This is a genomic window from Moritella viscosa, assembly GCF_900120065.1.
GTDB lineage: Bacteria > Pseudomonadota > Gammaproteobacteria > Enterobacterales > Moritellaceae > Moritella > Moritella viscosa.
Genome location: NZ_FPLG01000114.1, coordinates 157,559 through 183,867, shown reverse-complemented (window position 1 = coordinate 183,867; position 26,309 = coordinate 157,559). Strand labels below are relative to the sequence as shown.

At 38.3% G+C, this 26,309-nt stretch carries 24 protein-coding genes; 10 read left to right on the top strand and 14 right to left on the bottom strand.

The features are described 5' to 3' along the window. Positions 1-173 precede the first annotated feature (173 nt). Complete coding sequence (locus BT797_RS19005) at positions 174-1,271, top strand: right-handed parallel beta-helix repeat-containing protein (RefSeq protein ID WP_075473169.1); 1,098 nt, start codon at positions 174-176, stop codon at positions 1,269-1,271. Between the two features lie 60 nt (positions 1,272-1,331). Here the strand turns inward: BT797_RS19005 and mepK are convergent, their stop codons facing one another. Together mepK and BT797_RS18995 are read right to left on the bottom strand one after the other, a co-directional pair. After that, positions 1,332-1,880, bottom strand: coding sequence for a peptidoglycan L,D-endopeptidase MepK (mepK, locus tag BT797_RS19000; protein ID WP_075473168.1), 549 nt, complete (start codon positions 1,878-1,880; stop codon positions 1,332-1,334). A gap of 70 nt (positions 1,881-1,950) precedes the next feature. Continuing rightward, complete coding sequence (locus BT797_RS18995; RefSeq protein WP_082293736.1) at positions 1,951-3,264, bottom strand: L,D-transpeptidase family protein; 1,314 nt, start codon at positions 3,262-3,264, stop codon at positions 1,951-1,953. A 124-nt stretch (positions 3,265-3,388) separates the two neighbouring features. On the opposite strand from BT797_RS18995, the gene BT797_RS18990 reads away from it, so the two are divergent. The 3 genes from BT797_RS18990 (at position 3,389) to BT797_RS18980 (ending at position 5,484) form a co-directional block, all read left to right on the top strand. Further along, positions 3,389-3,844 (top strand): YaiI/YqxD family protein, encoded by a 456-nt coding sequence (locus BT797_RS18990; protein WP_170860794.1) that lies wholly within the window; start codon positions 3,389-3,391, stop codon positions 3,842-3,844. Positions 3,845-3,876: 32 nt separating this feature from the next. After that, positions 3,877-4,350, top strand: a complete 474-nt coding sequence (locus BT797_RS18985; protein WP_075473166.1) for a LabA-like NYN domain-containing protein — start codon at positions 3,877-3,879, stop codon at positions 4,348-4,350. Between the two features lie 225 nt (positions 4,351-4,575). Further along, positions 4,576-5,484 (top strand): TIGR01777 family oxidoreductase, encoded by a 909-nt coding sequence (locus tag BT797_RS18980; protein WP_075473165.1) that lies wholly within the window; start codon positions 4,576-4,578, stop codon positions 5,482-5,484. Between the two features lie 21 nt (positions 5,485-5,505). On the opposite strand, the gene BT797_RS18975 is transcribed toward BT797_RS18980, so the two are convergent. Both BT797_RS18975 and BT797_RS18970 read right to left on the bottom strand, forming a co-directional pair. Further along, a complete protein-coding gene (locus tag BT797_RS18975) occupies positions 5,506-5,850 on the bottom strand; it encodes a hypothetical protein (protein ID WP_075473164.1) in 345 nt (114 codons plus the stop codon). An 8-nt stretch (positions 5,851-5,858) separates the two neighbouring features. After that, positions 5,859-7,442, bottom strand: a complete 1,584-nt coding sequence (locus BT797_RS18970; RefSeq protein ID WP_244534245.1) for a ComEC/Rec2 family competence protein — start codon at positions 7,440-7,442, stop codon at positions 5,859-5,861. A gap of 27 nt (positions 7,443-7,469) precedes the next feature. Between BT797_RS18970 and BT797_RS18965 the strand changes: the two genes are divergently transcribed. Both BT797_RS18965 and BT797_RS18960 read left to right on the top strand, forming a co-directional pair. Beyond that, a complete protein-coding gene (locus tag BT797_RS18965) occupies positions 7,470-7,988 on the top strand; it encodes a DUF2062 domain-containing protein (RefSeq protein ID WP_045110518.1) in 519 nt (172 codons plus the stop codon). Positions 7,989-8,373: 385 nt separating this feature from the next. Further along, complete coding sequence (locus tag BT797_RS18960; protein ID WP_075473162.1) at positions 8,374-8,553, top strand: hypothetical protein; 180 nt, start codon at positions 8,374-8,376, stop codon at positions 8,551-8,553. Positions 8,554-8,686: 133 nt separating this feature from the next. Here the strand turns inward: BT797_RS18960 and lolE are convergent, their stop codons facing one another. Genes lolE through BT797_RS18945 form a run of 3 tightly spaced genes read right to left on the bottom strand, consistent with a single transcriptional unit; the run spans position 8,687 to position 11,872 of the window. Beyond that, complete coding sequence (gene lolE / locus BT797_RS18955) at positions 8,687-9,934, bottom strand: lipoprotein-releasing ABC transporter permease subunit LolE (protein ID WP_045110520.1); 1,248 nt, start codon at positions 9,932-9,934, stop codon at positions 8,687-8,689. Then, entirely contained in the window at positions 9,934-10,653 is a 720-nt protein-coding gene (gene lolD / locus BT797_RS18950) for a lipoprotein-releasing ABC transporter ATP-binding protein LolD (RefSeq protein ID WP_045110521.1), read from the bottom strand. The genes lolE and lolD overlap by 1 nt, the downstream gene beginning before the upstream one ends. Further along, a complete protein-coding gene (locus BT797_RS18945) occupies positions 10,646-11,872 on the bottom strand; it encodes a lipoprotein-releasing ABC transporter permease subunit (RefSeq protein ID WP_075473161.1) in 1,227 nt (408 codons plus the stop codon). The genes lolD and BT797_RS18945 overlap by 8 nt, the downstream gene beginning before the upstream one ends. A gap of 218 nt (positions 11,873-12,090) precedes the next feature. On the opposite strand from BT797_RS18945, the gene BT797_RS18940 reads away from it, so the two are divergent. Genes BT797_RS18940 through BT797_RS18930 form a run of 3 tightly spaced genes read left to right on the top strand, consistent with a single transcriptional unit; the run spans position 12,091 to position 17,503 of the window. After that, positions 12,091-12,669, top strand: coding sequence for a hypothetical protein (locus tag BT797_RS18940; protein WP_045110523.1), 579 nt, complete (start codon positions 12,091-12,093; stop codon positions 12,667-12,669). A 50-nt stretch (positions 12,670-12,719) separates the two neighbouring features. Further along, a complete protein-coding gene (gene mfd, locus BT797_RS18935) occupies positions 12,720-16,196 on the top strand; it encodes a transcription-repair coupling factor (protein ID WP_075473160.1) in 3,477 nt (1,158 codons plus the stop codon). Continuing rightward, entirely contained in the window at positions 16,193-17,503 is a 1,311-nt protein-coding gene (locus BT797_RS18930; protein WP_075473159.1) for a CsiV family protein, read from the top strand. The genes mfd and BT797_RS18930 overlap by 4 nt, the downstream gene beginning before the upstream one ends. 11 nt (positions 17,504-17,514) lie before the next feature. Here BT797_RS18930 and BT797_RS18925 read toward each other — a convergent pair whose 3' ends face one another. The 6 genes from BT797_RS18925 to BT797_RS24375 are packed head-to-tail and all read right to left on the bottom strand — an operon-like array spanning position 17,515 to position 24,280. Next, positions 17,515-19,371: a sugar transferase gene (locus BT797_RS18925; RefSeq protein WP_045110526.1), complete on the bottom strand. Its 1,857-nt coding sequence runs from the start codon at positions 19,369-19,371 to the stop codon at positions 17,515-17,517. A gap of 2 nt (positions 19,372-19,373) precedes the next feature. Continuing rightward, positions 19,374-20,435 carry a glycosyltransferase gene (locus BT797_RS18920; RefSeq protein ID WP_045110527.1) on the bottom strand — a complete coding sequence of 354 codons (1,062 nt, stop codon included), beginning with the start codon at positions 20,433-20,435 and terminating at the stop codon, positions 19,374-19,376. Continuing rightward, the gene (locus BT797_RS18915) at positions 20,419-21,888 is read right to left on the bottom strand and encodes a GumC family protein (protein ID WP_075473158.1); all 1,470 of its coding nucleotides are present in this window, start codon (positions 21,886-21,888) and stop codon (positions 20,419-20,421) included. Before BT797_RS18915 ends, BT797_RS18920 begins: the two co-directional genes overlap by 17 nt. 2 nt (positions 21,889-21,890) lie before the next feature. Further along, positions 21,891-22,364 carry a hypothetical protein gene (locus BT797_RS18910; RefSeq protein WP_045110529.1) on the bottom strand — a complete coding sequence of 158 codons (474 nt, stop codon included), beginning with the start codon at positions 22,362-22,364 and terminating at the stop codon, positions 21,891-21,893. A gap of 21 nt (positions 22,365-22,385) precedes the next feature. Further along, positions 22,386-23,579, bottom strand: a complete 1,194-nt coding sequence (locus BT797_RS18905; RefSeq protein ID WP_045110530.1) for a glycosyltransferase family protein — start codon at positions 23,577-23,579, stop codon at positions 22,386-22,388. Then, positions 23,576-24,280, bottom strand: a complete 705-nt coding sequence (locus BT797_RS24375) for an acyltransferase (protein WP_075473157.1) — start codon at positions 24,278-24,280, stop codon at positions 23,576-23,578. Before BT797_RS24375 ends, BT797_RS18905 begins: the two co-directional genes overlap by 4 nt. A 195-nt stretch (positions 24,281-24,475) precedes the next feature. On the opposite strand from BT797_RS24375, the gene BT797_RS18895 reads away from it, so the two are divergent. Continuing rightward, positions 24,476-25,426: a glycosyltransferase family 2 protein gene (locus BT797_RS18895; RefSeq protein ID WP_075473156.1), complete on the top strand. Its 951-nt coding sequence runs from the start codon at positions 24,476-24,478 to the stop codon at positions 25,424-25,426. Between the two features lie 61 nt (positions 25,427-25,487). Here the strand turns inward: BT797_RS18895 and BT797_RS18890 are convergent, their stop codons facing one another. Then, entirely contained in the window at positions 25,488-26,249 is a 762-nt protein-coding gene (locus tag BT797_RS18890; RefSeq protein ID WP_075473155.1) for a Nif3-like dinuclear metal center hexameric protein, read from the bottom strand. Positions 26,250-26,309 lie beyond the last annotated feature (60 nt).

The window sequence follows — 26,309 nt, the reverse complement described above, 5'->3', positions numbered from 1 at the left end:
GGACGTTATATCTAAAGCATCAGTAGATAAATACATTTGGAGACAAATATCAATTATTTCAGCATAAATATGATATTAGACGTAAGGCATGGTTTTGGCATAAAACTAAATGCCAATGTGCGGCTAATACACTATTATTAACACAGTTACATTACCCATAAACAAGGTTCTGTATGTCATATAACATTATAAATAGACAGCGTAACATCGTCATTGTTTTTATATTTATAATGGCTTTATTCATAAATACTGCTAAATCGGAATCGAATACCTCGACACCTAAATGCACAAAAATAATCTCACATAATAAAGAAAAATTAGCTGCGCTTATCCCTACCTATAAAAGTATCAATCATGCCTTAGAAAAGTATATAGATGGTGATGTCATATGCCTTGCTGATGGCAATCATCCCGCGATAACCATTAAAGATTTTAATAGTGGAAGCAAGCCGTTAATAATACGCCCATGGCATTATTTAAGAACAAGAATAAAAAATAGGCATTACACTGGCACCGGAATAACAATAAAGAACTCACAAGGGATTATTATTGAAGGGTTAATCATAACAGGAGGCTTAACTGCAATTTTGGTACAAGATTCATCAAACATCTCACTGCTATCAAACAAAGTGTTTAACACGGGTAACCAAGCAATATCGATAAAACCACGTCATCACGGTGGTAGCCATTATTTGGTTGAAGATAATGTTATTTTCAACACAGGATTGCTAAACCCACGCTATGGCGAAGGATTATATATTGGCGATGGTTCGTATACTGAAGATAAGAGTAGATTGAAAATACGATATACTGTCGATGACGTTATTATAAAAAACAACATAATTCATCATACTAGAAACGAGGCCATTGATGTAAAAGCAAATGCCTATAATGTTAAGATAATCAGTAATAGCATCAACGATATAAATTTAAAATTCAACGCTGCTATCACCATAGCAACAGAGTCATCCTTTGCCGAACTAGGAGGCTATGAGGTAATCGATAATGTCATTACAAATATCGTTAACCGCTCTGGTTACCGCCCTATTGGTATTGCGGTCGGGCACGGTGATACGCTGATTAAAGACAACCTCATTATCGATGAGAATGAAAATTTTATTGCGACGTGTCTGTTCACTACATTTCTAAATCCGAAATTAAATAAAGTCACATTAGAAAATAATCAATTAATTGGTGCCGGTATTCCGTTCTCGGCAGGGTGCACAGGTGGAACAAATGATAACGCGAAGGCCGTAGCCATATTCAAATAAAAACTGCCATATAGGCAGTCCTTTTTACACTTAATGATGTTACACATATCTAAAGCACATTTACCAAGTTCTAACTGGACCGGTATCAACATGTACAAAGCCCGACTTAGGGTAATAACCGACCCCGCCTAATTTTAATGAGATAGCGGCTTCACGTAAATGAGCTAATTTAACGTCTGGAATAGCAATATCAATAGCCATGCCTCGCATATGATAACTTTTGGTTGCAACGGCATTACTCTTACTTGCTAACATCTGATTAGTTTTAGGTGAACGATAACCAGAAATAACATGAAACTCTTCAGAAACGTTCAGCGTTCTATTTAGTTTATAGAGTAATTCATAAAGCCGGTTGTCCATCGGTACAGACAAATTTTGTCTATGATCACGCAATAAATGGCTGAAGCTTTGAAGTGTATCTTCTTGGTACAACCCATCGATCCAATAATTTCCTTGACCCCGTTCTCTCGTGTGTATGTTATAAAAGCAAAGCTCTCTCATGCCTAATACACTTTGGCTTGCTTTAACTTTAACTGGCGCAACGGAATACGCAGCTAATCCGCCAAGACTTAATAACACTTTTCTACGTGTTGGACATACTATTGACACCATCCCACCACTGATCACTTTTCATACAAAGGTAGTGGAATGTATATTCAATACAGTATTAAATCAAGTTTTATCTCTGTAATGCATATATATCATCACGAAATTGGCTTAATCCACTATCGTCAATCCATGCAGTCCAATATACCAAGTGAACAGGTAACGTATCATTTAAAGGAAACCATTTCGTTATATCTCGACTGAACTTTAGTTCTGACCACAACGACTTATTATCGACTAAACTATTTGCAATCCAATTTGCCAATTCATCAACTTTTTCGATACGAATACAGCCGGAAGAAAGCGCCCGATTCGAATAACTAAACAATTTAGGATTGGTTGTATCATGTAAATAAACACTGAAGTTATTAGGAAAATAGAATTTATAGCGGCCGAGTGTATTCTTTACGCCTGGCATTTGTTCGAGTCGATATGGAAACTGGCCATTTGCGAGTATTACCCATTCTTCAGGTGACTTTTCAACTCGTTGATCTTGATAATTATAAACACTAAAATCGCGCTGGTTAAAGAAATCACCATTGAGTTTTACTTTTGGCAATAAATCATCTTCTAAAATACTACGGGGTACACGCCAGCTTGGGTTAATGACCATGCTTTTAATTTCACTGGTCAGTATTGGGGTTGGTTTTTTAGGTTTTCCAACAATAACACGTGAGCGTAGTGCAATTTCACCATTATCACTTAATAATAATTCGTAAGCCGGTATATTAACAAGGAGATAACGAGCGCCAAGATTAGCCATAAAGTTAATCTTTCGTTGCATATTATGAGTGAGTAATTCAGCTCTGCGATGAGGATTTAGATTTAACCACTTTAATGTATCTGGACCAATGATAGCATCTGGGTTAAGGCCGTGTCGACGCTGAAAGCTTCGAACAGCACTGGCTAATTTATCTGTATAAAGATCTGATAATGCTATCGATGCATCACTATCACCAAGTAGTATTAATCGCGAATGTATGTCATAAATCACCGCGTCACGATCACCTACACGTAATAACCCTGATATTTTGATTTCATTCCACGAATATTGTGATGAGAGCCTGTTAAGATAGCTTGCACGACTAGAAAATTGTAGTTCTGTTTTAGACATAGGCACAAAGGTATTACCACTCATAAAAGGCAGTACACTGTGCGGTTGTAAATTGCGGTGATTTACAACCGCATACCGATCATTTATGATTTCATTTGTACTTTTTGACTCATTAAAATTAGGACCAACAATCGAGATTTGATGTAAGGGTAAAGCAGATAAGGTATTGCAACGGACTAATAACATTACGAGTAGCAATGATGGTGTTATTTTATTTTCAAGCCCACTTCGAAGTACATATTTTAATCCCCTAAAGGGATACCTTGTAAACATGGTAATCCCTCCAATGAATATAAATTAAGTATGGTAAATAAATACCAACTGACCAACAATTTTGGCTATTAATACGCTAAAATGAAGTTTATTAAACTAACGTGAAGGTTATATGCAAAATAATATTACAATTTGGGTTGACGCAGATGCTTGTCCGATCCCAATGAAAGAAATACTTTTTCGTGCAGCAGTTCGCGTTAAAGTGCCACTAGTATTAGTTGCAAACCATTGGATACGCGTCCCTGCCTCTCCCTATATTTCAATGACACAAGTACCTTCAGGTTTTGATGTTGCCGATGATCATATCGTGTTGAAAGTGGCAAAAGATGATCTTGTTATTACATCCGATATACCACTTGCAGCAGAAGTCATCGAAAAAGGTGCACATGTGATCACCTCTCGTGGTGAAAAATATACATTAAGCAATATTCGTCAACGTCTTAATATAAGAGACTTTATGGATACCATGCGAGCGAGTGGTGAAATGACGGGTGGCCCAGCCGCTTTGGGGTCAAAAGATAAACAGGCGTTTGGTAATGCACTTGACCAATACCTTGCTAAGTATGCGAATAAATCTTAATTTTCATTAATATCGAACCCTAGGAATCATTTGTGCAAAAAATTGCTGTGTTTGTTGACGTTCAAAATATTTATTACACTACTCGCCAAACTTATGCCCGCCAGTTTAATTACCGAAAACTCTGGCAACACTTATTATTACAAGGAGACGTAGTAACAGCGTATGCCTATGCCATTGATAAGGGTGATGATCAACAACGTAAATTCCAAGATGCACTCAAACATATCGGTTTTGATGTGAAGCTAAAACCCTTTATCCAACGCAGTGATGGTTCAGCGAAAGGTGACTGGGATGTTGGGATCACAATCGATGTACTACAAGTCGCAGAATCGGTCGATACTGTTGTACTGCTCTCTGGAGATGGTGACTTTTCTATCTTGCTTGATACGATAAAGGCCCGTCATCAAGTCAGAGCTGAAGTTTATGGTGTGCCAGCCTTAACCGCGAATGCTTTAATCAATAGCGCGACCGTATTCACTCCTATTTATGAAGATTTTTTATTGTAATAATCTGAATAAATTTTGAACGTCTATTAACGTATACAGGTGTTTTATAACGCAACCTCATAATCATAACTACGCTCTAGTAAAAAACACCGTATAACGCAGTCGTAAAAAGCAAGTTAGGTTTATGGCCTGACTTACTTTTTGTTAAGTCCGACATAAAACAATATTATAAAAAAGGCCAAAATGACCTACACTGAAAGTAGCATAACTAACTGAGTAACAAGCATGCATATATTGATAACGGGTGGCACTGGCTTTATCGGCCAAGCATTTATTAATACCTTTCAAGCTGATTATCAATTTACCGTATTGACCCGCGATGTTAATAATGCAAAAGCTATCTTTTCACATATTTCGACGCACAACATCAAGTTCATCTCGCAGTTACATGAGTTACCGAGTGCAATTCATATTGATGCAGTGATCAATTTGGCTGGTGCTCCTATTATGGACAAAATGTGGAGTGCAAAACACAAACATGTTTTAGAATCGAGTCGCTGGGAAACAACACAATATTTGGTGAATTTAATTTCAACAAAAACGATCACCCCCGACGTCTTTATCAGTGGTTCAGCCGTTGGCGTTTATGGTCGACAAGGTGGCCGCTGCATTGATGAGAAACACCTAGAGCATTATCCCGAATATGCGAGCAAGCTATGTGAACATTGGGAAGAAATAGCTCGTACATGTTGCCCGTCAACCCGTACTGTTATATTACGCACAGGTATTGTATTAGATAAAGATAAAGGCGCATTGCAAAAAATGGCATTCCCTTTTAAGTTAGGACTTGGCGGCCCTATAGGGAAAGGCCATCAATACATGTCATGGATACATATTGACGACATGGTTGCTGCCATCAGTTATTTGTTACAGCATAAGTCAGCCAGTGGCACCTTTAACCTGACATCACCAAACCCAGTGACTAATAATGATTTCTCCCAAAAATTAGCCGCTTGCTTTGGTAAAAAAGCACGCTTAGCAACACCTGTACTTCTTTTAAGGTTAATACTGGGCGAACGTGCCGACCTCCTTGTATATGGTCAACGCGTATTACCAACTCGATTACTGGATGCTGGTTTTACGTTTCACTATGATTCATTAGAGCAAGCATTTTCAGCCATCTATGATGCATAATTGTCTAAATCTTGATAAAGCTTATTCAGGCCCAAATTTTCTTGCTAATCTAATTGCATCCAATATATTAACAATCCATACGCAGAGCAACACAATGGTTGCAAGGTGCATATTTTGTGTGTCTATAGATGCAACCTGCTGTGTCACTAATTGGTTAATATTTAGCAAATCGATATTACCACCAGATAACATCACTTGATCTACAATTAATTGTGTCTGCGTTATAGTGACATCTATAATGTAATACAGTGGTAGTGCAGCAATAACTGCAAAGACAACCGCCGCGATATACTTCTTTAACCACCAATGTCCAGCACCTGGAAATAAGAACGCGGATAATAGGCTCGCTTTAAGGGGTTTATTCATAACATCTCCTAACTCAATATATGGCTATAACAAACTAAAGGTAATAATAACAAGGATAAAGAATGTAGTGTCACTTGTAACGGTTTAAATATTAAACCAGCCATAAATAATACAAACATAAGCAACAAACAGTTATAAAAGACTGTGTTTAATTCCGTTCCAACATCAATCCAAATAACATCATTCGAGGTCAATGTCTCCCATATCTCCAGGATGATATCCAAGAGTGTATTAACGTTACTCATGAATATACGACTAAACATCGGTAGAACAGGCAATAGAATTACCGCAAACAACAAGACTGGTAATATTAACACGCTAAATATGGGAATGAAGATCAGGTTGATTATGGCGGATAACCAACTAAAGCCTGAAAAAATCGTCATTTGGATGGGTAATAAAAGTAATGTAAACAGCACTTGGTTACAGCATACATGCGTTAATTTCCGATAAGTATTTTTTATGGTCTGTTTTATTGGACTTTTATCCCTGACTGGGGTTCCTGTTCGACTTAACCAAACTAATATAAATACAGACGCCATTGCTGAAAATGACAGCCAAAAACTAATCGAAAATACAGTTAAAGGATCCAACAGCAAAGTCACCAACAACATTGTCGCGAACAATTGAAATAATGTAACTTTGTAATATTGAACACGATATAAACAATGAATACACAGTAAAACAATAGCACGTAGCGCAGGTAATGAAAAACCCGCAATCCACGCATAAAAGATGGCTCCGACAAGGCTTATCGATAAACTAATAACAAGATTATAGGGGCCCCCAAATAACCTTAATAATCGTCGCGAGCAAACATAAAAAAAACCAAAAATAAGTCCAATATGCAAACCTGATATTGCAACCAAGTGACCAATACCGAGTAATTTGAACTGTGCCCAAAGTTCATTATTAATATAACTGCGATCACCAAATGTTAACGCGTACAACATAGGGTTTGCATTAATCGGTAATACAGATTTAAACATCTGATACAAGTCACCGCGTAAATTCAACTGAGGTTGAATCACCTCCCCCTTTTCAATTAACCCTATATATTGAATATGCCGTGATAACAATCTAGATTTAAAGGAAGGGAAGACATTATCATCCACACTAATCTTTGGCTTAATTAATCGTACTTTGAACCGCCATACTTGGCCGATACCCAGATCCCCTGGATAGTGGTACTCTGGATTTGACCATTTCAAGGCCAGTTTAGGTTGTACAAAAGACAACGCTGTATTATTGATCTCGATAACCTTTACATCGAACGAAAGTAGGTTTTTTTTATTTACTAATGTTATTACCTCAGCTGTTATGATATTGTCTTCTGAAGCTTCCACTTGTGGTTTTTTGTATTGCGATGTCGTATTATTGAATAACGTATTCGCTTCATTTATTACGCTATTTTTATACAAAATAGACCAGCTTAATGCAACAAACAGAAGTACTAATATAGATGGTACTTTCACATAAAAAAGGATAAAGACCACGATCGTCATTATCGTTAAAAATTGAATACGTTCGATATCAACAAAGAACATACTTATTAATATGGTAATGGAAAGTAGTATGGCCTTAACGGTCATTCATTACCCCTGAGAATGATTAGAATTATGCCTAAGAATTTAATTAAGAAATATCTCCCAAATCCAGAATCAATCAAAGAACATAAGCACCTTAAAATTTTTGGTGATCTGTTACACAACGCAAACCTCTGGCATTTAAATCGCCGCTCTGCAGCTGGTGCTTTCGCAGTTGGTATTTTTATGGCGTTTGTTCCCGTACCTTTTCAGATGTTATTAGCAGCTGGCTTTGCCATTTTATTCCGTGTAAATTTGCCATTATCAGTAGCGCTCGTGTGGTTATCAAACCCCATTACCATGCCACCAATGTTTTTTGCCACTTATGAGTTAGGTGCATGGATATTGCAAGAACCAGTCCATCCATTCTCGTTCGAGCTAACAATAGATTGGTTAATGCAGGCTATAACTTTATATGGTCCGGCATTTCTACTTGGCTGTTTTGTATCCGGCACATTCTTTTCTATTGCTGGTTATTTTAGTATCCGTTGGTTATGGCGTTGGAAAATTATTAACGCTTGGAAGAAACGTAAAGCATCACGCACAAAATAAGTGTTAAAAATGAGAAGGCCACATCACTTAACCAGTTATGTGGCCTTTTTTATTCTTATCAACTTTAATTCATTATTACACACGACAAGATAGAGCTACTGAACTGTAATATAGGTTAGAACATATTAAGATGTTAGCCCCCATAATTAAGTGGCAATATTACATAATTACACCCTCACTATTTCCCCCAATACTTAAGCTTCTTTTGCTATATATTTATTTTCAATCAGATGAATGTACTATTATTTAATGCTAATTTCATGTCTTTAGATGATTGTTTGTTTACGTATCTGATAGCTAAAATAGTGACCATTATTAGGCATTCGATTTATACAAAATGTATATATTGATTGTGCTAGCAACATAAATTGAAAGGGACTTTATTTTGAAAAGCTCAGCTTCATTTTTAATGGTTTTATTATCGACTTCAGCAATAGCAGCTGAAGCGCCAAAGACATATAACAGTATTGGCGCAGACTTTAACGCTCAAGTACTTGTGCGCCATCTCAAAAAACTGGATATTATTTATTACAATTTAATGGTTTTGAGCATGATGACGTCCTAATTACAAGCTAGGGTCACTATACAACGCGTAAAGCAAGTGATTTTGTGACACAAATTAAAGCCGTATATTAGTCGTCACATTTGAAAATGATTATATTCAGCAATAAGACATTATGCTGAATATAATCATGCCATTATTTATTGCCTAATTCACGCGCAGGCTGTATCGAACATGCTTTGTTTGCCGGGTATATAGTGGCTATTACACTCATAAGAATGGCAACACCACCAACCACCAGTACATCGTTTAATGCCAATTGTGACGGTAAAAAGTCAATAAAGTAAATATCACCAGATAAGAACTCATGACCTATTAAACCTTCAATAAATTTGATAATCACAGTTAAATTCTCTGAGATTAAAATCCCCAGTATTGTCCCTGACACGACACCAAGAATACCGTTAATACCGCCGTGTACAATGAAGATCAAACGTAATAACGTATTTGACGCCCCCATCGTTTTTAAAATAGCAATATCTGCTCGCTTATCATTAACAGCCATAACTAAGGTTGTGACAATATTAAAACAAGCCACAGCAATAACTAAAATCAAGATCACGTACATCAAACTTTTAACCATCTGAATGTCTTGATATAAGAAACCCTGACTTGTCATCCAGCTGCGAATGTACAAGTAATGATCTAACTGATTACCCGCTTCACGCACAATACGGTTAGCCGCAAAAATGTCAGTCACTTTAATACTCAAGCCATCGGCTTTAAACGCTTTACCTTGAATATCTTGGGCTGCACTCAGAGGCACATAAGCGAGATTGTTGTCTAATTGACCACTTAGATGAATGATGCCTGATACAGTAAAGCTAAAACGGCGTGGCGCTTTAAAAGATTGCCCTGATTGCTGGGATAATAATACCGTGACAGTATCTCCAAGCGCTAAACTAAGCTCTTTTGCAATGCCTCGACCGAGCACAACTTGTCTATTATTTGTCTGGTCATTAAGACTATCCCACGTCCCCTGTGCAACATAGCGGTATACCTCAGAGACTTGCTTTTCAGCCTCACTGTCAACAGCTCGAAGTTGAACAGCCTTTAATTCATTACCCTTTTGTAATAAGCCATTAAGTTTAATAAACGGTGCTGCACCGACAACTTCCGGGTGTGTGAGTAATTTTGCCTTTGCACTCTGCCAGTCATCAAAGGGTTCACTCACCCCTTCAAGTTCGCCATTAGGCACAACCGCTAAGATCCGATTTTTAAGCTCATACTCAAAACCGTTCATTGCAGATAAACCAATGATCAGTACCATCACACCTAATGCGATACCAACGGTCGAAGACGCCGAGATAAACGCAATAAAGCCATTTCGACGCTTAGATGATGTATACCTCAGTCCGATATAAGCCGCTAACGGACGAAACATTATACTTCCTCCGTAATAGCATTTGTCTGTACCGCTTCATTCTCGTTTGTTAATACACCATCGGCCATATGTAAAGTACGTCCTAATCGGTTTGCTAGCTCTTCATCATGGGTAACGATAATAAAGGCCGTATCACAAGTCTCATTTAATTCTTTGATCAAATTGAAAATCGTTTCGGCACTGCTTTGGTCTAAATTACCCGTTGGTTCATCCGCAAACACAATATTAGGTTCATTAATCAAGGCACGTGCAATCGCAACACGTTGACGTTCACCACCAGAAAGTTCGCTGGGTTTATGTTCAACACGATGTGATAACCCGACTCGATCTAATATTGCCAATGCTTTTTGTTTCGCTAAAGACACTTTCATACCGGCAATCAACAACGGCATACACACATTTTCTAATGCCGTAAACTCATTTAGCAGGTGATGAAATTGATATACAAAACCCATGTTCTGATTACGCATCGCCGCTTGTTGTTTTTCTGACATACTGTGAATATCAACACCGTTGAGATATACAGAGCCAGAAGTAGGCGTATCTAACGCCCCCATCAAATGTAACAATGTACTTTTACCTGAACCTGAACGGCCAACGATCGCAACAAGTTCACCTTTTTCGACCGTTAATGACACTTGCTTTAATACGTGAGTATCAAGGTTACCTTCTTGGTAAATTTTTTCGAGGTTATTGCAAACTAATAAAGAATTATTCATAACGTAATGCCTCGGCAGGTTTAACATTTGCCGCTCTAAATGCAGGATAAAGTGTTGCGAGTAGACTTAATGCAATCGCACCGAAAATAATGGACGCGATCTGCGACCAATCAAATAAAACAGGTAATAAACGCGCACCACCTGATGCTTGCGCTAAAAGGTTAAGCCCGATGAGCGACATAAATTCATTGAGGTTAGCTGCTAATGCGATACCCATTATGCCACCCGCAATTGCCCCCAGAACACCGGTCCAAGCACCTTGGGTAACAAATATTTGGACAATAGTGGGTCTATTCATACCCAAAGTTTTCATGATAGCAACGTCCGTTTCTTTCTCTGTGACCAACATAACTAAGGATGACAAGATGTTAAAGACGGCAACGGTAATGATTAAGAACAGCAATAAACCAATCATGTTCTTCTCCATTTTTACGGCTTGAAATAACTCGCCACGCGCAGTCTGCCAATCCAGTGAATCAAAATCGCTGAAGAAGTCACGACTAGCTAATTCATTTACAGAAAACGGATCATGAACAAACACACGGTGTTGCATCTGACTCGAGGGTTTTAAGCGCGCCAATTTACCCGCATCGGTAATATTAACCAATACCTGTGTGGCTTCGACATCCGAACCAACAGAATAAATCCCCACCACCGTAAATTTACGTTGGCTCGGCACACGCCCCATCGGCGTAAAGACACTGCCTTTAGTCGAAATAAGTCTAATTTTATCACCGAGATTAACATTTAAAGATCTTGCCATGCTGCGCCCAATAATAATGTTGTACTTACCCGGTTGCAGTAATGAAATATCACCAATGAGCATATTCTGGCGGATAACATCCCACTCAGGATACGTCGAGGGGTCGATGCCCTGTAACTGCGCACCTTGAATCTGGCTTTTACTTTGCACCATAGCATCGGCTTGTAAGAAAGGCGTGACAGCAGCAACTAACGGATCATCAGTCAATGCAGACAAACTTTTATCTACATCCTTAGTCTCTGCTTTAGGCGTGACAATTACATGAGGAACCGCACCAAGGATACGGACTTTCAAATCCTGCTCAAAACCATTCATTACCGATAAAACAGTGATTAATGCTAATACACCAATAGTGATACCAGCCGTCGAAAATAAGGTAATAAATGATACAAATCGATTGTTGCGCTTCGAGCGAGTATAACGCAAGCCGATGAATAAACTTAATGGGTAATACATAAATATGATTAAGAAGACCTTGCTAAAAACGACTGTTCATTCTAGAGACATGCCCACTAATGAGCAAGTAAAATCACGTCTCCATACCAACTTGTGAGCGATTAGTTATTCAGGTTTAAAACAGCGTCTTAAAAGCTCAATACAATAAACTAAACAAGATAAATACAAATAAATATGCCACAATGACAGGTTAGTAATCTCGAAAAGGATGACAGCAAGTGACTCAACAATATTTTTCTATAAAACACAGTTTATCTGTCAATATTGAACCTGTTTCTATTGATCAAGTCCCAACGTCCCGATTGGCACTCGAAAACGAAATGCCAATTCCATTTAAAATGGCTAATGACGTGGCAGAAATCGATAGTAATGCCTTACGCTCAATTCGAAACATCGGCGAACAAGCTGACGCACTTGCTGATTTTTTACAGATGCAAAATAATAAAATCAATTTGATCATGGGTTATGTTCTCGCACAACAAGATCATCCCGAATCACGTTTTAACTCAACTATATTTGGTGCCGGCGAAGTCAAATTCTTAGCTAATAGTGATTTTAAATTAGAAGAAGCCGTACGCATTAAAATATTCTTACCCAATGACTCTTCGGCTATCTATTGCTATGGCACTATCTCTGCTCGTGAAGAACAAGAAGCAGATGACACGCTCATTGAATACACGGCATCGTATACGCGGATCCGCGATATTGATCGCGAAATATTAATTCGTGCAACGTTGCGAATCCAACAGCAACAGCTTAAACAACGAGCCGAGCAACGCCAAGAGAATGGTCTATAAATAGACCAACGACACTATCCTCAACAATTACGATTAGATTACTGAAAACTATGAAATCAACAGCTATTCTTTCTCTACCGTTACCGAAAAAGCAAGGCGATAAGATCGCCTACGGTAACCTTGTTGGCAGTAGCCTCGCATTCACACTTGCAGAGCTGTGTTCACAAACAAATTCCCCTATCCTTGCGGTTGTTGCAGATACCCCAAGTGCCTTAAAACTTGAACAAGAAGTACGTCATTTTTTAGCGGATGATAAACCCTTAGTAACCTTCCCTGATTGGGAAACATTGCCCTATGATAACTTCTCGCCACACCAAGATATTATCTCGCAACGTATTCATGCCCTGCACCGTTTTCAGCAGACGACTAGCGGGCTGATTATTGTATCGGTCAATACTTTGATGCAACGTATCGCGCCGGTAAGTTTTCTAGCCCAGCATAGCTTGATCGTCAAAACAGGCGATAAAATTGATATGCATGCAATGCGCCAACGTTTAGAAACCAGTGGTTACAATGCTGTAGACCAAGTATTAGAGCACGGTGAATTTTCTGCTCGCGGTTCAATTCTAGATCTGTATCCAATGGGCAGTAATTCACCGTTTCGAATCGATTTCTTTGATGACGAAGTAGAAGAAATTCGCGGTTTTAACACCGAGACTCAGCGCTCTGAGGGTACCCTTAAAGCCATTAATTTATTACCTGCGCACGAATTTCCAACAGATGATAAAGCGATTGAATTATTCCGTCAGCAGTTTAGAGCATTGTTTACGCCATCGCGTGAAGCTGAATCCATTTATCAGCAAGTAAGCAAAGGTTTCTTACCAACAGGTATTGAGTATTATCACCCGTTATTCTTAACTGAAACTGCCACGTTATTTGATTATTTACCGAAGCAATTAATTATTGCTCAAGTGGGTGAATTACATCAGGCATCACAAGTGTTTTTTCAAGATATTGAAAAGCGCTACGAAGACCGACGTCATGATATTCAACGTCCATTGCTTACACCGAGTTCACTTTACTTACCTGTTGCAGAACTATTCCAAGCACTTGGCCAGTACACGAAAGTAAGCCTAAGCAATGAAAGATTGAATGAAAAATCAGGTAATACCAACTTAAGCTTTAGTTCTTTACCTGAAATATCAGTTAACCATCAGAAAAAAGCCCCGCTTGCACCCTTGCTTGAATTTATCGAAGGGTTTGACGGCAAGATTATTTTTAGTGTTGAATCTGAAGGTCGCCGCGAAACATTATTAGAGTTACTTGAGAAAACCAAGTTAAAACCAAAAGCAATAACCAGTATTGCTAAATTTCTAAAAGCTAAGCCTACTATTGGTATTTGGGTTAGTCAGTGTGAAAACAGTTTTATTATTGACGATCTTAATGTCGCTATCATTTGTGAAAATGAACTGCTTGGTCACAAGATCATCCAGCGCCGCCGTACCGATAAAAAAATACAAGCAAACAATGATGCGCTAGTACGAAACCTCACAGAGTTAAGTATCGGTCAACCGGTTGTACATATCGAGCATGGCGTCGGTCGTTTTCTCGGCCTACAGATTATTGCCAACGCAGGGATGGAAACCGAGTTTTTAACTCTTGAATATGCCAATGCAGCCAAGCTCTATGTACCCGTTTCAGCATTACACCTTATCAGTCGTTATAGCGGTGCAGGTGAAGCATCAGCTCCCCTACATAAACTAGGCAGTGATAGTTGGGTAAAATCCAAAACTAAAGCAATGGAACGTGTTCGAGATGTTGCTGCTGAATTATTAGATATCTATGCACAACGCGCAGCCAAAAGTGGTTTTCAATATAAATGCGACAAAGAATCGTATGTAGCTTTTGCTGATGGTTTCCCATTTGAAGAAACAGATGATCAGAAAACGGCAATTCAAGCCGTACTAGATGATATGCGCCAAGACAAAACCATGGATCGTCTCGTATGTGGTGACGTGGGCTTTGGCAAAACAGAAGTAGCAATGCGTGCAGCCTTCATGGCAATGATGAACGACAAACAAGTCGCCGTGCTGGTACCGACCACCTTACTTGCTCAGCAGCATTTCGAAAATTTCAAAGATCGTTTTGCTAACTGGCCTGTACGTGTCGAAGTGATCTCTCGCTTTAAAACAGCCAAAGAACAAAAACTTATTTTGGCTGATGTAAAAGCGGGTAAAGTTGATTTACTGATCGGAACACATAAATTACTCAGTAATAAAATTGAGTTTGCCGATCTTGGTTTACTTATTATTGACGAAGAACATCGTTTTGGTGTCCGTCAAAAAGAAAAAGTCAAAGCGCTACGTGCCGACATTGATATTTTAACACTAACAGCAACGCCAATTCCAAGAACGCTGAATATGGCCATGAATGGCATGCGTGATTTATCAATCATAGCAACCCCACCAGCAAAACGTTTAGCCGTTAAGACATTTATCCGTCAATACGAGGACAATGTAGTAAAAGAAGCAATCATGCGTGAGATCATGCGTGGTGGTCAGGTTTATTTCTTACATAACAATGTCGACTCGATAGATAAAACAGCAGAAGCACTGTCATTACTCCTACCTGAAGCACGTATTGTTACGGCCCACGGACAAATGGCAGAACGTGAATTAGAATCCGTTATGGCTGATTTCTATCATCAACGTTTCAATGTACTGGTATGTACAACCATTATCGAAACGGGTATCGACATCCCGACTGCCAATACAATTATTATGGATCGTGCAGATCATCTCGGTTTAGCACAACTTCATCAATTACGTGGTCGTGTTGGTCGTTCTCATCACCAAGCCTATGCCTACTTATTAACGCCACACCCTAAACGCATCACCAGCGACGCTAAAAAACGTCTTGAGGCTATTGCATCATTAGAAGATCTTGGCGCAGGTTTCACCTTAGCAACACACGATCTTGAGATCCGTGGTGCAGGTGAACTATTAGGTGATGAACAAAGCGGTCAAATAACCTCTGTTGGTTTCTCCTTGTATATGGAAATGCTCGACCAGGCAGTGAAAAGCATCAAAGAAGGTAAATCAGTTTCGCTTGAAGAAGCACTTAAAAATCAAACTGAAATTGAACTGCGTGTGCCCGCACTATTACCAGATGATTACATTCATGACGTTAATATACGTTTATCCCTGTATAAACGTATCGCAAGTTGTCAAAATGAAGAACAGTTACGTGAAGTTCAAGTTGAACTTATTGACCGTTTTGGATTATTACCTGACAATGCTAAAAACTTGATCCGTCAAACCGAGTTAAAATTACAAGCTGAGCCTTTAGGTATTAAACGACTTGAAATAGGTCCCGCTGGTGGCTATATTAGCTTTGGTGAAGATAACCAGGTTGATATAGGTTATCTTATCCGTCTAATCCAGCAACAACCTCGTGTGTATAGCATGGATGGACCATCAAAATTGAAGTTTGCAATCAAATCACCGGATGCAAAAGATCGTGTTAAATTAGTAGAAGCAATGCTAGTTGAATTTGCAAAAAATAAGATTGCAGGAGTTAAACGTTGAAAAAATCGTTAATCAGTTTATTAGTCGGTTTATCTGTTAGTAGTTCATTCGCAGTAAATGCCGCTGAAGAAGAGCGTTGGTTTGAAGTCGAAGTTATTTTATTCGAACGTAATATCAATCCAGCTAAAGTGATTGAACATTGGGATCAAGCCGTATATCCAACTTATTCAAAAAAAAATAAAGACCCGATGTCATTATTCATTAACAATGACAATCTGCTCACACCAAACGGTGATGATAATACCAATGCGCACGCTTTTGCTAACGATACGATAACAACAGGCTTACAACCTACGCTTATCGACGATAGCGATACGTTACCTATATACGGTGAAGATGACAGCCTACAGGCTGTCACTAAAACAGATATAAACAGCGATATAATTAAATCAACGCATGTTGTCATTGATGGTGCAAATTTAAAAGATAACGCCAAAGACCCTACCCTACAAATTGTGCCAGCAAATGAGTTACAACTGAATCAGCAATTTTCAGCACTAAACGATCATGCCAACTACAATGTTGTTTTACATTCTGCATGGCGCATGCAGCCTAAAACACGACATGACGCCATACCAATTCGTCTGTTCGCGGGTCAAAATTACCAACAGCAATATCAGTTGAATGGTGATGTAATAATCAAGAAAGCCGCACAGACTGAATCACCTCAAATAGCGACAGCCATGACTAGTAATGCTAGTTCGATGACAAATGAATCAAATGTAATCGATTTAGATAATGCAGCAACCATCGATGATGGTGTTATTGTTCAAGCAAGCGATGTTGCATCGATTTCAGAACCGACAGCTGCAGTTTGGAAAATTGATGGTGAATTAACGATATACCTAGAGCATTATCTTTACGCAAAGACAAATTTATTTGTACGTAAAGAAGGCACTAAAGTTATTCCTGCAACTCAAATTGATGGTGTAGTTACGGCTAAAGACGCTGTAACAACAAATGCTGAAAATATAGATTTGTTGAAACTGCTCGGTATTCATTTAGAACCTAAACAAGCAGAGCACAATGAAATAGCGTTGGCCGATAAACAAGTCAAACTCAATGCTAAAGCAAAATATCTTAAGGTTGGTGAAGCCACCGAAAATGATGCTCAACTTAACGAATCTGTTAATAATGCACAACTGAATGATAAAACCGTCCCCTTCTTAAATAGCTATCCAATGCAGCAATTACGCGTGATCCGCAGTGGCGAAATCCACTATCTTGATCACCCTATGTTTGGCATGCTAATTCAAATAAGAAAGTATGAGCCGCCTGTACCAAAAGAAATTGAGGCAACCCAATAAACGTAAAATTATTAATAGCCTTTGAACATAATCATCGTTAAAAAGGTTTTAAATATAATAATGACATCTGCTTTAAGCCATCGAGTAAAACTCGTTAGGTTTAAAGCATATGTATGATCCCAATAGAGTTTATTTTGAACATCTTCAATGCAAGTATCTGCACCTTGAGATATTTGTGCTAACCCCGTTATACCAGGCCTAACACCGTGAGTACGTTCTAAATAATACGGGATTTTCTCTTCTAATTTTCCACAAAAAAGAGGCCGTTCAGGTCTTGGCCCTACAATAGCCATGTCGCCAAGCAACACATTAACCAGTTGTGGTAACTCATCTATCCTCGACTTTCGCAAAAATCGACCTACAGACGTAGCTCTCCCATCTTGTTTTTCTGCCCAAACAGGACCTGATTTCGACTCTGATTCTAGCCCCATTGTTCTAAACTTAATGAGCATAAAAACTTCCACGTATTCATGACGGATTACACCGACACGTAATTGACGATAAAAAACAGGCCCTTTAGAATTCAATTTAATCGCGAGTGCGATAAATGGTACAAAAGGGGCAATAATACACAATGTCACTATCGATATGATAATGTCAGAAATTCGTTTAGGAATAACGACGCTTTTTTTCTGAAAATCGTTCGTATTTTCTCGCTCACTATTAATTTTAATCCAAGCCCCCCGCTCTAAACCAAAAAGATAACGAATTCCACCATAAAAACTAGCCATATAACCAACTGCTATATAATAAAGTGATGCCCAGGGTTGACGAACGGGCGCTAAATCAAACAATAACCCCACAGCCGAGCCACCATACAAACAGCATTGACTAATCCATAAGAACCAAGCTAGATTAGCAATAATTGTAGATTCACTGTTTGTTAGAAAAAATGTGAACACAAATAAAACCAATAAATTAAATGGCATTAATGTCCGTAAGAATTTACCACTAAAAAAATTAAACCCAGTCAGTCCATGCCGCGATGACAATAAATTCCTAAGCCGCAGCACCTGTTGAACATTACCAGCGCCAATGCGGGTACGTCGTGAAAAATCATCAGACTCACTAGTTGCCTCCATTTCAATAATCGAAATTCGTTCATCTAAAACAGCCCTATATCCACGGCTGACTAATAACATAGGAAATACAAAGTCATCATTAATGGTATCAAACGGGATTTCTTCAAATAATGCAGCTTTAATTGCATATAAAGCCCCCGGAGGTCCAATAATTGACCCCGTGACACTTTCTGCTTTACGAATATTTCGTTGGTACTTCCAATAATGAGCTTCACCTTTCGACCCATCTTCATATAGCTGATAGTCACCCGTTACAATACCTATATCATCCTCAGACATCCTATAAGCAAATATCTGCATAGCATCAATGGAAATCAACGCACTGACATCACTTAAAACTAAAATATCGGACTTTTCTTTATATCGTCTTAGTAGTTTATTAATGACATGAACCTTACCATGATTTTCTTTGTTCACATCTAATTCAATATGCATGCTATGCAATTCAAACTGCGCTAAGTATTGCTCTGCGACTTCAACTGAGTTATCTGAACAACCATCAAACCCGAGCACAACATTCAATTTATCAACCGGATAATCGAGCATTAGTAGATTTGTCAGCTTATCCCCTAAGTACTTGGCTTCGTTATAGACAGGCATGACAATTGTTATTATAGGGAGCCCATCATCAACATCATTTGATACATATTTTCGTGATTTAAATGTATCATTTTTTTTCTCTTTCACTTTACAATTTGCATATAATTGCAAAATTTTGGGGTAAGCCCAATGATGATAAATGAATAAGTTAATCGATAATATCGCCCCAAACAGAAGCCAATCCATAGCTACTCCTCAACAAGCTTGTTATAAGCTTTAATCATCTTTTTAATATCAAAATTCTGCTTAATGAAATCACGAGGATGATACTTACTACACAGTTTCATCTGTGCTTTAATTGCAATATGAAATTCATTCACAGTATGACGTTTAATTAATCGACCCGTTTGTTTACACACTCCCTCATGTACACCGCCAACATCACTACAAACGACAGGAACGTTACAAGACTGAGCTTCTAATATTGACAAAGGAAGTCCCTCATTTGATGAAGTCAGAACAAATAGGTCTAGTTGATGATAAAAACCAACCATATCATCTGTGTAACCAATGAATTTAACTTTAGTTGATAGGTCTAGTTCCTGCACTAAATTAACAAGGTTATGTTTTTCTGGGCCATCACCAGCAATATATAGTTCGGCATTAGGAATGTCTGCGATCGCTTGAATTAATACGTCCAACGATTTTTCAGTGACAAGTCTTGCTGCGCAACCGATTTTAAAAACACGGGCGTTATTTTTATAGGGTTTATGATTTAGACTCGGTAAAAACTTTTCCGTATCAATGCCGTTTAAGATTGTGATAGGGTCAATATTACAGCCAAGCATACCGGATAGTTGTGCACCAACCGTTGACGCGTCGGCGACTAACGTTATTCTACCCAACCGCAACATTAACTTTGTCATCTGTAACTGTTTATGATCCAATAAATGCCAAGCATCATGTTCAGTATGAATATGCTGTATGTTGGTTGACTTTAATATTGCCATACAACCATAAAGCAAAGGACCAATATGGTGAGTATGTATAACATCAGCCTCTAACTTTCTTAAGACTTTACGTAGCCGCCTTACTGTCGAAAGTTTAAATCCCGGTTTTTTTTCTAAAAAAACTAATCGTTCTTGATACCGTTTCAGCGCTGGCCAGTGAGCTAAACAAGCCGACTTTTCCCCCTCTAAAGCAACGATGTAAACCCTGATATCAGAATCTTGTAATCGCATGATATCAATGACTAACTTTTCAATGCCACCCGGTTTTAGATGCTGAATAATTTCAACCATGATTTTCATTTTCAACATCCTTTTCATAATCAATCGCAGGTAATCGTACGATAATATCAATGTCATCAAACAGGCTTATTTTTTTTATGTGCCATAGCGTATCGTCTAATAATTCGACTATCACCGCCAAACCAATACCACTACCTACGCCAGTAAATAAGCCAATAATGATGTATATGAAAATAGATAAATTGGAGGGATAACCTGGCGTAAAAGGCCTATCAATTACTTTGATTTTTTCAGGTTCTTCATGACGGCCTAACTCACCAGTCACTTTCGCCATCTCATGGCGGTTTAACAAATCATGATACAATTTCGTGTTAACCGTTAAATCACGCTTCAGAGCACTCAGCTCTTTCGCTACATCCGCTTCCATCGCGACGTTACTTGTTAAATGCTCCGATTGCTGTCGTAACATTGCAACTTCATTTTCTAGTTGTATAACGCGCGATTGAGCTGATTGTAGATTCTCTAACTGAGATAATAACAATGATGGGACTTTACTTTCACCATTCCCGTTATCAACAACAGAAGCCAAATTCCATAGCTGCTTTAACTGTTCATCTGTTAATGCCACATTTTTACTGAGTAATTTTTTTTGCTCATTTTTTAAATTATTTAACTGCAATTCGACAGATTGAACTTTAGAGTGGCTACGGGTATAACTTGCTTTTAATAGTGACAGTTTTGCTTCTGCAGCTACGATTTGCTCTTCAACTACACCGATCACGGGATTTGTTTGCGCCAATTTAAGCTTTAAGCTATTCAACTGACCATAAGCACCTGATAATTCGATATCTTTATCTCTTATCTCACTATAAATTGAAAATAAAGTCTGGTTATTTTGAATAAATAATTCAGGTAAAACCCCAAGATGTTTACGCCGAAAAGAGGCCATTTTTTCCTCCGCTACGACTAATTTATTACGTCTTAACTCTAGCTGTGCAAGTAGAAACTCCTCAGATGAAATAATCGACGCTCGACTTGGGGCCATTAAACTATCAATAAACAATTGACTAACAGAGCTCAAGATCGATTCCATTTTATTTGGATCATCCCAACTCAAAGAGATAATCACGAGATCTGCGCCAGATAGCGTTAATATGATCGCATCTGAAAGTTGTTCAACAATTAAGTCTCTTTCTCGATAACTGCTGTTTGTATCGATTAACTCATTTTGATTAGCAACGGTTAATAATATGTGCCGGCTATGTACCAGCACGCGTAAAGCCACGATCCTCTGTTCAAGATTAAATGATACTGATAAGTCTTCTAAAAATGGGTTCAGCAGTGCACTTTCCTGAACTAATATCGATGTGTGCGCATCGTATCGCTTATCCGTGAAAAGACTAATTAATGATGTACTCAACATCGCGATTACAACAGATATACCAAGGTAATAACGTCGGCGCCACATTATCTCGATAAATCGATAAATATTACCCCATATAATAATACCCATATTTACAGCCTAGATTTCTCAACTAAATTCGTTGTTTTATCAGTAGCTATAATAACCTTTTCTTCAATCACCACAGAATCTGCAGCCAATGTTGGGTCATAATTAACCTGAAGAACTTCTTGATTTTTAGCTAAAGCTTGGCTAACAGCTTGTACACGTTTATGCCCTATGGACAAACCTGTATAGTCATTTTCAGCTTTTGCTTTACCGTAGCTAATGATCGCACCATGCTGCCAGTCATAGAGGTAAAGCAAACGATTACGCTGCTCTCTGTTCAACTCTATTTGTTTGTATTCAAAAGTGAAATTTAGCTTTCTCGGTTCTATTCTCTTCGATTTATCAGGTTGTGATACCGATACTATCCCAGCCATTGCCATTGGAATAACTGTTGGTGAGTTCGCACACCCGTACTGCGATATTAACGTGGCTAACAGTAATGTTGTTCTGATATATTTATTCTGGATAAGTCCTTTCATTATCTACTCCCAAAACCATTGTTAATTACATACAATGCTGTCTTTATCTTTTAGTTTCTTAACTAATAACGTCGAAACATAATCACATCTCGCTTCCCAAGTTGAGCTTTCAACCATTTTCTGTGATTCGTCTTTAAGTTGCTTAAGCTCGATCTTCGATAAAGTTAATGCTGAATTTAACTGCTCAAGCATTTGCTGTTGATTGTCTGCAATATAAATGCATTCTGAAAATGCCATAACAGCTGGGTATTTAGTGCTTAAAATGGGCTGGCCAATGGCTAAATACTCTCTTAATTTTAGAGGGTTACATGCTTTAATCTGTTCATTATCAACAAATGGAATTAATGATACTTGCCAATTAGCTGCATACTGAATCAATTTTCCATGAGGCATATCTGCCAAATGGACGATATTGTCATACTCAAAAATGGAACAATCGTCGATATCAATTTTACCAATAAATAAAAATGTAATATCAGGCCTCGCACGCGCAAGAAAACTAATTAATTTAAAATCTAACCAACGGGTAATACTGCCATAATAGCCAACAACAAGATCTGAGTCAGGATAATGACTCGGACGTTCACATACTGATGAAAAGTGTTTTAAGTCTACGCCATGTGGTAACAAGTAAGTTTTATTTTGAGGAAATTGACGGGCAATATTGTCACTTGCAGCAAAGATAATATCAGCACGTTTTACAAGTTCACTTTCTTCGAAATTAACTTGTTTATGATCAACACCATGTAACGCACTAAAATCATCACCGGCATAATAAACAACGACATCTTCTTCTAATGCATCGATAACACAACGCCCCGTCGGTAATGATAACCATAGAATACGCGGTAAGCTCTTATCTGCTACATGCCTAGCCAACAGTGCACGAGTTTGGTACGTTAATAACAAACGATTAATCACATAAGCAACATAATTTCCAGGCCAAGGGAATGCGATTGGAGCAAGGATCTCAAGCGGTTTCACCTCTGCATCTGAAAGCGTGTGATTCTGGTTAAAATTGTTCGCAGTAGCATTCTTTAGTTGTTTAAATTTTTCAATGATACGTTTACCATCCGTCAACTTCGGACGTCTCAAACCTATGGAGTTAACCCAGTATACCTGATGCCTACTTATCATCGATTTCATCAAATGCTGCGTACTGCTTGGATGGCGTCCCCAGTCTTCACCAAATACAATCCATTGCCAGTTATTCATAATGATTTGATCACCTTAGCTGGTATACCACCAGCAAGTACACCCGGAGGTAAATCACTCGTGACGATACTCCCCGTGGCAACGATTGTACCTTCACCGATAGTAACGCCAGCCATCACTCTGACGCCAGTCGCTAGCCAAACATCACGCTTTAAAATAATATCGCCGACTTGATGTTCATGATCTGGAAGTCCCGCAGCGCGCTCTTTTGCATCAACAGGATGCCCAGGGTAACCAGCAAGAAATACCTGCCCAGCAAGCCGTACATTGTCTTCAATCACTATATTGCCTCCAACCGCAATATTGTTTTGCCAATTTATATCGACATTATCTCCAATTATTAGACGAGATGGCTGCCCGTTCATACTTCGACCACTTAGCGTAGTGATACCAGAAATACGACAATTATTACCGAGTTCAATAGTTAAATATCCTAATATCAATGGCATACCAGAGTATAGATATAAATTACTTGGTTTCGTGAGCAGTCGACTCTTGAATAAAGGAGTCCAATATAAAATGCGTAACATATTTTCGAATAAGTGGGTAATAAGGAGGTGTATTCGAAGCATACAAGGATGAATAAAAGGGATGACAGGTATAGTAAAATTCATAAGTTTACGAATACTACGATGGCACATTTTAGCTATCGCACTATCGTCATTTTTTAGCCATAGCTTTATTGATCCAAGCATATCCATTTAAGAGCTTCCTTGTAACCGCTAACTATGTATCAAGACTAGACTATATAAAAACAATAGATTAAATATGCTTAAAAAATAATTTATATTAAAAGTGAGTACAATTGAAATACAGGCCCGTCGAAATTAATAAAATCGACTAAGCTATCTATTAATGCAAAGGATTTGTAATTGATAGATAAATAGGGGGCGAATATGAAACCAACAGTGAGTGTCATTATTCCAAGTAAAAATTGTCTTCCCTCTCTGCCTCAAGCAATCGAGAGTATTTGGCGGCAAAATATAGACAATATAGAAGTCATCATTGTTGACGATGGTTCAACCGATGGTAGCTGGGAATGGATTTGCCAACTCTGCCGAAAACACAATAACATTATAGCTTTAAAGTTAAATAGTGAAGGTACTTCTACAGCGAGAAATCATGCGGTTCGGGTCGCGAGTGGAACATATGTAGCCTTTCTTGATGCCGATAAATTCTGGTATAAAGACAAACTACAACAGCAAATTAAGTTTATGAAAGCAAATCCACAACTTGGTATTTGCTTTACTAATTGTGAATTAATGAATGATAAAAATGAAGTAACTCATGATAGTTTTACACATAGTGATTATTTTAAACAACAAGTACTCCAACATAGTCCCGATGCATTTGTCATCCCGAAAGGTGCTGCAGCCATTTTCTCCGAAAACATAATTGGTACATCGACAGTACTTGTTCGACGGGATTTATATTTAGCACTAGACGGTTTTGATCATAATATAAATCTGGTATCGGATTGGGACTTGTGGCTAAAAATTGCATTACACACTGCGATCGGTTGTATTAAAAAGCCATTAGCAGCTTGCCTACGTAAGAAGACAATTATAACAAATCGAGTTAAACAATTAAAAGCGATTGAACAAGTCATCAGACGCTACGAAAACAAAATTAAAACAATAGATCCTTATGCTGTACGCTCTGCTCATGCTCATTTGTCTGAATCATACGCCGAATATTACCGCCAAGTAGCATGTCCAACTCAAGCACTGGCCTGTGATATCAAGGCATTGTGTGAACAACCTGCATCACGCCGTTTTTGGAATATCCTCACCGATTTAAAACTGACTATCCATATGACCACTTATAGCAAGAATCTTAATATATAGTTCATACATTGAACCAAAGGCTTACTCATCAACATTTTTATTAATGAGTTAGCCTTTTCAATTACACCGGATTATCAATATCAATAAAGGTTACGTCCAAGCCTTTTTCTTCTGCTAACCATTCACCTAACGCTTTAATCCCATAACGTTCAGTAGCGTGATGACCCGCTGCAAAAAAGCTCATACCTGCTTCACGTGCCAAATGAATGGTTTGTTCGGACGCTTCACCACTGATGAATGCATCAATTCCCTGTTCAATTGCCAATTCAATATAACTTTGACCACCACCAGTACACCAAGCCACCGATTTAATGGGCTTACCCGCATCAACAACCAACGGAGAACGGTTAAGTTGAGTTTCAATACGTTGAGTGAGTTCTTCAGTTGAGATCTCATCTTCGAATTTACCGACTAAAGCAACACTCGCTTTATCCCACGGTTCCAGACCACGACGAACCGTAATACCTAATAGCTTAGCTAATTCAACATTGTTACCCAATTCAGGGTGTATATCTAGCGGCAGGTGATAAGCATACAAGTTAATATCATGCTTGATCAGCGTTTTAATGCGATTATATTTAATCCCCGTAATCGCTGGTGATTCATTTTTCCAAAAATAGCCATGATGCACTAAAATTGCATCTGCTTGCTGCTCTACTGCAGCGTCAATTAATGCTTGAGATGCTGTGACACCCGTGACCACTTTCGTCACAATGTCTTTGCCCTGAACCTGCATACCGTTAACGGTAAAATCACGAACACGATGTGGCTGCATAAAGTCAGTTAAAATATTTTCAAGTTTTTTATTATTGAGTGAGGCCATGCCCGCTCCTCGTTAATTGTTAAATCCTAATCTAAGGTTATATGTATACGTTAAGTTGGA